6 protein-coding genes are annotated in these 6,312 nt (G+C 60.0%); 3 read left to right on the plus strand and 3 right to left on the minus strand.

Annotated elements, in window-relative coordinates; genetic code table 11:
• Positions 1 to 208: 208 nt before the first annotated feature.
• On the minus strand, positions 209 to 448 hold the full coding sequence (locus tag GIW04_RS26605; protein ID WP_003193708.1) for a DUF6124 family protein: 240 nt from the start codon (positions 446 to 448) through the stop codon (positions 209 to 211).
• 485 nt (positions 449 to 933) lie between these two features.
• Complete coding sequence (locus tag GIW04_RS26610) at positions 934 to 1,965, minus strand: LacI family DNA-binding transcriptional regulator (RefSeq protein ID WP_164692282.1); 1,032 nt, start codon at positions 1,963 to 1,965, stop codon at positions 934 to 936.
• 213 nt (positions 1,966 to 2,178) lie between these two features.
• Here GIW04_RS26610 and GIW04_RS26615 point away from each other — a divergent pair, with 213 nt between their 5' ends.
• Positions 2,179 to 2,712, plus strand: a complete 534-nt coding sequence (locus GIW04_RS26615) for a gluconokinase (RefSeq protein ID WP_003193705.1) — start codon at positions 2,179 to 2,181, stop codon at positions 2,710 to 2,712.
• 84 nt (positions 2,713 to 2,796) lie between these two features.
• Positions 2,797 to 4,149, plus strand: coding sequence for a GntP family permease (locus tag GIW04_RS26620; RefSeq protein WP_003193703.1), 1,353 nt, complete (start codon positions 2,797 to 2,799; stop codon positions 4,147 to 4,149).
• A 133-nt stretch (positions 4,150 to 4,282) separates the two neighbouring features.
• On the opposite strand, the gene alaC is transcribed toward GIW04_RS26620, so the two are convergent.
• The gene (gene alaC / locus GIW04_RS26625; RefSeq protein WP_034134341.1) at positions 4,283 to 5,494 is read right to left on the minus strand and encodes an alanine transaminase; all 1,212 of its coding nucleotides are present in this window, start codon (positions 5,492 to 5,494) and stop codon (positions 4,283 to 4,285) included.
• Between the two features lie 195 nt (positions 5,495 to 5,689).
• On the opposite strand from alaC, the gene GIW04_RS26630 reads away from it, so the two are divergent.
• Positions 5,690 to 6,172 (plus strand): GyrI-like domain-containing protein, encoded by a 483-nt coding sequence (locus tag GIW04_RS26630; protein ID WP_120248627.1) that lies wholly within the window; start codon positions 5,690 to 5,692, stop codon positions 6,170 to 6,172.
• Positions 6,173 to 6,312: the final 140 nt, after the last annotated feature.

Raw genomic sequence — 6,312 nt, forward strand, 5'->3', positions numbered from 1 at the left:
TAACCCGGCGTCCTGCCGGGTTACCCACGAATTCAAGCCTGCGTTCGGCCAGCGTGGTTTAACGGGGCGCCTGAGATCAAGATCAAAAGCAGATCAAGAGCGACTCGCTTCGCATCGTGGTTACCGTCTGCTGTTACAACCCACAAAGTTGTGTAGATACCTATGGCTATCGCAGGCAAGCCAGCTCCCACAGGGATCGCGTTTTGCCTCAGCAGCGTGGTGTGTGCTGGTCCATGGCCTTGCCCACCAGCAATACGCTCAGTTCGCTCAATTGATGAATGGCCAGGGCTATATCGCGATGTTTGCCGGTGAGGTCATCGGACAGGTCGAGCAGGAGGGTACTGACGGAGCAGACGGTTTCGTAGCTGTTGGCCAGTAGGGTTTCGGTGGAGATATCGGGGATGAGGGTGAAGAGGGTGGTTGGCGGCGTATCGATTTGTTTGATCATTAGAGCATCCTGGAATGGGCTGCCGCCGTATCGCTACTAAACGAGGGTGGCAACTGTACGCAGGTTAGTAGACCGGTGGACACTCAAAGCCGGCGCACCCGAAAGTGCCCTACGCACAGCCGCCATTAACGCGGGCAGACTTATGCACTTAGAGTGACCGAACTCGGGCTACTAAACCCGATCACCGAGAAATTCAGCGACCGTCAAACCTTAGAGACCGCCACCGAGGCGCACAAGCCGGCGGATTCTGACGTAAGCGTAGGCAGCGGAGCAAGGCGCTTACTGCAATGTCAGGCACTTCCTACAGGCGTCCCACAGCGCTCTGACTGCTCTTACACGATTACGTAGGAAATCTGAGTTTCAGGTGGTTCAGTTAAAAATTTATTGATTGACCCACCGCCTTCGCGAGCAAGCCCGCTCCCACAGGGGATCTGTGCCAGGCGCTGATTCTGTGGGCACCACATTGATTGCGTTCGGCTCGACGCTCAGGTGCTCTCGCGCACCTGCAACTCAAACCCCATATCCACCACCGGCTTGGCCACCTTGTTGCCCGCCATGATCGTCAGCAGATGCTCCGCCGCTCGGCGCCCGATGGCTTCCCGTGGCGTGCTGATGCTGCTCAGGCGCGGCACCATGAAGGACGAGGCGGGCAGGTCGTTGAAACCCAGCACGGCTACACGTTCCGGCACCTTGATGCCGTGGCGCAGGGCTTCGAGCAGGGCGCCCTGGGCCAGGTCGTCGTTGCCGAAAAAGATCGCGTCCACCTCCGGGTGGGCGGCCAGCAGTTGCAAAAACAGTTCGCCACCCAGGCCCACGGAGGACGGGCGTGGCGTCAGCAATTCCAGCGCCGGGTCGTACAGGCCGGCCTGTTGCAAGGCGCGGCGAAAGCCTTCGCCACGCAGCAAGGTGCGTTGGTCCAGTTGGGCGCCGATATAGGCCAGGCGCTTGCGACCCCGGGACAGCAAGTGCGCGGCCGCGGTCTCGCCGGCGGCCAGTTGCGAGAAGCCCACGCAGTTCACCCCTGCATTGGGGTCCAGATCCATCATGTACACGCAGGGCACATTGCTGGCCTCGACCATTCGTCGCGCGCTTTCGGTGCGGTCAAAGCCGGTCAGCAACAAACCCCGCGGCTGGTAGGCCATGTAGTTGCGCAGCAGGTCTTCTTCTTCATCGCGCGAATAATGGGAGTTGCCGATCAGTACTTCAAAGCCCTTGGGCCGCAGTACCTGATGGATGGCTTCCAGGGTTTCGATAAACAGCAGGTTGGAGAGTGACGGCACCAGTACCACCACCGAATGGCTTTGCGCCGAGGCCAGGGCGCGGGCGGCGGGGTTGACCACGTAGCTCAGTTCGGCGGCGGCCTGTTGCACTTTTTCCACCAGTTCGGTGGCCACCGTGCTGATGCCGCGCAGGGCGCGGGAGGCGGTGATCGGGCTGACGCCAGCAAGGCGCGCCACTTCATTGAGGGTAGGGCGGCCCGTTGTGCGGGTATTTTTATCGTTCTTGGAGGTCATCAGGCGGCTTGCCAAACAAAAATCGAGGCACTAAGGTAGCGCTGTCTCCAAAGGGCTGCAAATTCTTGGATAAAGGGTTGCCTGATCCTGTCCAAAACCATTGGAGCGGATGCACGCGTCACTCCATAAAAATGACAAGTCGGCGCGGGAAAAGCCTGTTTTTGCACTAGCCTTACGCTATGCAAAGGTAGCGCTATCTGCGTCCTGAGGTGTTTCATGAGTCAACCTGTTACCGCCCTGGTCATCATGGGTGTTTCCGGCTGTGGCAAGTCCAGCGTCAGCCAAGCCCTGTGCGCCCTCAACGGCGCCACTGCCATTGAAGGCGACAGCTTTCACCCTGCCGCGAACATCGAAAAGATGAGCGCCGGCCACCCCCTCAACGACGACGACCGCGCCGGCTGGCTCGATATCCTGTGCGATGAACTGCGCCGCGCGTTGAAAGCCGGCGAGCATCCTGTACTGACCTGTTCGGCCCTGAAGAAAAAATACCGTGACCACCTGCGCGAAGCCGCGCCGGGCCTGGGTTTTGTCTTCCTGGAGCTGACCCGCGAAGTCGCCGCCGACCGCGTGTCTCACCGCCCCGGCCATTTCATGCCGGCCAGCCTGATCGACAGCCAGTTCGCCACCCTTGAATCGCCCAAGGGCGAGCCGCTGACCCTGGCGCTCAACGCCAGTGAAGACAGCGTCGAGGAACTGGCCGAGCAGACCAATACCTGGTGGCACAAGCACGGCTTTGAACCTACTCATTAATTTTTTGCCGGAAAAGATAGCGCTATCCCCGGCAGGAAGTTCAACACCCGCTTTAATAACAACAACAAACAGGAGAGACCCCCCATGTTTGGCATGTCCCACGAGTCTTACCTGCTGCTAGATGCAGTAGTCACTATCATCGGGTTGATCGTACTGATCACCAAGTTCAAGGTGCACCCGTTCATTGCACTGATCATCGCGGCCGGTTTCCTCGGCCTGACCTCGGGCATGCCCGTGGACAAGATCATCAAGGCGTTCCAGGACGGCTTCGGCGGGGTGCTCGGCTTTGTCGGCATCATCCTCGCGCTGGGCACGATGCTCGGCAAGATGATGGCCGAGTCCGGCGGTGCCGATCAGATCGCCCAGACCCTGATCCGCGCCTTCGGCAAGGAAAAGGTCCAGTGGGCGATGATGTTCGCCGCGTTCCTGGTGGGCATCCCGCTGTTCTTCGAGATCGGCTTTGTGTTGCTGATCCCGCTGGTGTTTATCGTCGCCCGGCGCACCGGTGTATCGCTGATCAAGATCGGCATCCCGCTGCTGGCCGGTCTGTCGGCAGTGCACGGCCTGGTGCCACCGCATCCAGGCCCGCTGCTAGCCATCGGCGTGTTCGGTGCCGATATCGGCAAGACCATCCTGTACGGCCTGATCGTTGCGCTGCCGACCGCCATCATCGCCGGCCCGATCTTCGGTACGTTCATCGCCAAGTACATCCCGGGCAACCCGTCCCAGGAACTGGTGGACCAACTGGCCCGCGAGCCGGAGAACAAAGACCTGCCGAGCTTCAGCATCACCCTGATCACCGTGCTGCTGCCGGTGTTCCTGATGCTGCTCAAAACCTTCGCCGACATCGCCTTTGCCGAAGGCAACGTGGTGCGCAACTGGATGGACATGATCGGTCACCCGATCACCGCCTTGCTGCTGGCGTTGCTGCTGTCGCTGTACACCTTTGGCCATCGCCAGGGTATCCACTCCAAGCAGATCCTCAAGCTGCTCGACGCCAGCCTTGCGCCGACCGCCGCGATCATCCTGATCATCGGTGCCGGTGGTGGCTTCAAGCAGATGCTGGTCACCAGCGGCGTGGGTGACGTGATCGGCCATATGGCGGTGAACGCGCAGATCAACCCGATTCTGCTGGCGTGGCTGGTGGCGGCGGTGATTCGGATTGCTACCGGTTCGGCGACGGTTGCGACCATTACCGGTGCGGGCATTGTGGTGCCGGTGGTGGGCATGATCCCTGGGGTTAACCGCGAGTTGCTGGTGCTGGCGACGGGCGCAGGTTCGTTGATCCTGTCTCACGTCAACGATGCGGGGTTCTGGCTGGTCAAGCAGTACTTCAACATGACCGTGGCCGAGACGTTCAAGACCTGGACGGCGATGGAGACCATTCTGTCGATCGTGGCGCTGATCTTCATCATGTTGCTGTCGTTGGTGGTGTAACAGGCACCGCAAAACAAATGTGGGAGCTGGCTTGCCTGCGATAGCATCACCTCGGTACATCTGAAACATCGAGGTGTCTGCATCGCAGGCAAGCCAGCTCCCACATTGATTGGGTTTCTTCAGGTGGATCAGGTCAGGCTTTGCTGACCAACCCATCCGCCCTGAACATGCCGCGTATCCCACGCACGGCCTGGCGAATCCGGTCCTGGTTTTCGATCAGTGCAAAGCGCACATGATCGTCGCCATACTCACCAAAGCCGATCCCCGGCGACACACACACCTTCGCTTCCAATAGCAGTTTTTTAGCAAACTCCAGCGAGCCCATGGCGGCATATTGCTCGGGAATCTTGGCCCAGACGTACATCGACGCCTTCGGGTTCTCCACCATCCAGCCCAGCTCATGCAGGCCCTTGACCAGCACATTGCGGCGCTGGCGGTACTGCTCGGCGATGTCTTTGACGCACTGTTGGTCGCCTTCCAGTGCCGCAATTGCCGCCACTTGCAGCGGGGTGAAGGTGCCGTAGTCGTGGTAGCTCTTGATGCGCGCCAGGGCGTTGACCAGTTCCGGGTTGCCCACCATGAAGCCGATGCGCCAGCCGGCCATGTTGTAGCTCTTGGACAGGGTGAAAAACTCCACCGCAATGTCCTTGGCGCCGGGCACTTGCATGATCGAGGGGGCTTTCCAGCCGTCGTAGACGATGTCGGCGTAGGCCAGGTCGTGCACCACCAGTACGTCGTACTGCTTGGCCAGGGCGATCACCCGTTCGAAGAAGTCCAGTTCCACGCACTGCGCGGTGGGGTTGGACGGAAAGCCCAGGATCATCATCTTCGGCTTGGGGATCGAGCCGCGAATCGCGCGCTCCAGCTCAGCGAAGAAATCCACGCCGGGTATCAGTGGCACCGAACGTACCTGGGCGCCGGCGATCACTGCGCCGTAGATATGAATCGGGTAGCTGGGGTTGGGCACCAGCACAGTATCGCCCTGGTCCAGGGTGGCTAGCATCAAGTGCGCCAGGCCTTCCTTGGAACCGATGGTCACGATGGCTTCGGACTCGGGGTCGATATCCACCGCGTAACGATCCTTGTACCAGCGCGAGATTGCCCGGCGCAGGCGCGGGATACCTTTGGAGGTGGAGTAGCCGTGGGTGTCGTCACGTTGGGCGACGGTGACCATTTTCTCCACGATGTGGGGAGGCGTGGCGCCGTCAGGGTTACCCATGCTCAAGTCGATGATGTCTTCGCCGCGCCGACGCGCAGCCATCTTCAGCTCGGCAGTGATATTGAAAACATAGGGGGGGAGTCGATCTATGCGCGCAAAGCGGCGCGGCGAACCTTGGTCTGCCATTGTTGCCTCGAGGTACGTAAGCGCCCGGAACCGTCCGAGCGACGTCGGCCACTGCGGTGGCCTGCGGGGCAGACAATACGGGCGATGATGGCCAGTTGTCCAGATGCGTCGAAAATTTTTCTACATGGAGTACGAGGTGGATATGCCCCTATACTCGATGCGGGTTTGTTCCCTCATAAGAAGGAGACTGTTCGTATGGATCAGCAGACAAAAAAACCGTTGGAGCTACGCCTGGAAGCTGGCAAGGCCCTGGTGATCGCCGGGGTGCAAGGGCGATATTCGAAGGCCACCGTGGGCGATATCCCACGGCTGTGGGAGTTGTTCGATACCTGCATCAAGGACATCAAGAAGCGCGTCGGCGGTGTGACCTACGGGGTGTGCCATAACCCGCATCACGGCGAATTCGATTACCTGGCAGGTGTTGAAGTCCCGGCCAAGAAGGACGTGCCGAGCAATTTCGAGGTGATCGAAATTCCGCCACTCAACTATGCCGTGTTCCCCCACTACGGGCCGGTGCAGGCGCTTGAGCAAACCTACGAGCGCATCATGTTCGAATGGCTGCCGCACTCGGGCTACAAAGTCATGGGCGCGGATTTCGAGCGCTACAGCGCGGATTTCGATGCCAGGAAGGGTACGGGCACGGTGGAAATCTGGTTGCCGATCGGGGAGCGGGGCTGACACTGCACCTGATGTCACGTAAACAGGACATGCACGAATGGAAGTCATGTTTACGTGACATTGCCGCTATGGATTAAGCCTGAAGCTCAAACGGCGCTCATACCCCACCCGGCCCTTGTACGCCTCGCCGCGATCCACCC

This window comes from Pseudomonas sp. PA-4-8C (assembly GCF_021606625.1).
GTDB lineage: Bacteria > Pseudomonadota > Gammaproteobacteria > Pseudomonadales > Pseudomonadaceae > Aquipseudomonas > Aquipseudomonas lactis.

Bases quoted from the DNA above. Each gene is read 5' to 3' on its own strand.
- GIW04_RS26605 (WP_003193708.1), bottom strand. From the start codon at position 448: ATGATCAAACAAATCGATACGCCGCCAACCACCCTCTTCACCCTCATC.
- GIW04_RS26620 (WP_003193703.1), top strand. From the start codon at position 2,797: ATGTTTGGCATGTCCCACGAGTCTTACCTGCTGCTAGATGCAGTAGTC.
- alaC (WP_034134341.1), bottom strand. From the start codon at position 5,494: ATGGCAGACCAAGGTTCGCCGCGCCGCTTTGCGCGCATAGATCGACTC.
- GIW04_RS26615 (WP_003193705.1), top strand. From the start codon at position 2,179: ATGAGTCAACCTGTTACCGCCCTGGTCATCATGGGTGTTTCCGGCTGT.
- GIW04_RS26630 (WP_120248627.1), top strand. From the start codon at position 5,690: ATGGATCAGCAGACAAAAAAACCGTTGGAGCTACGCCTGGAAGCTGGC.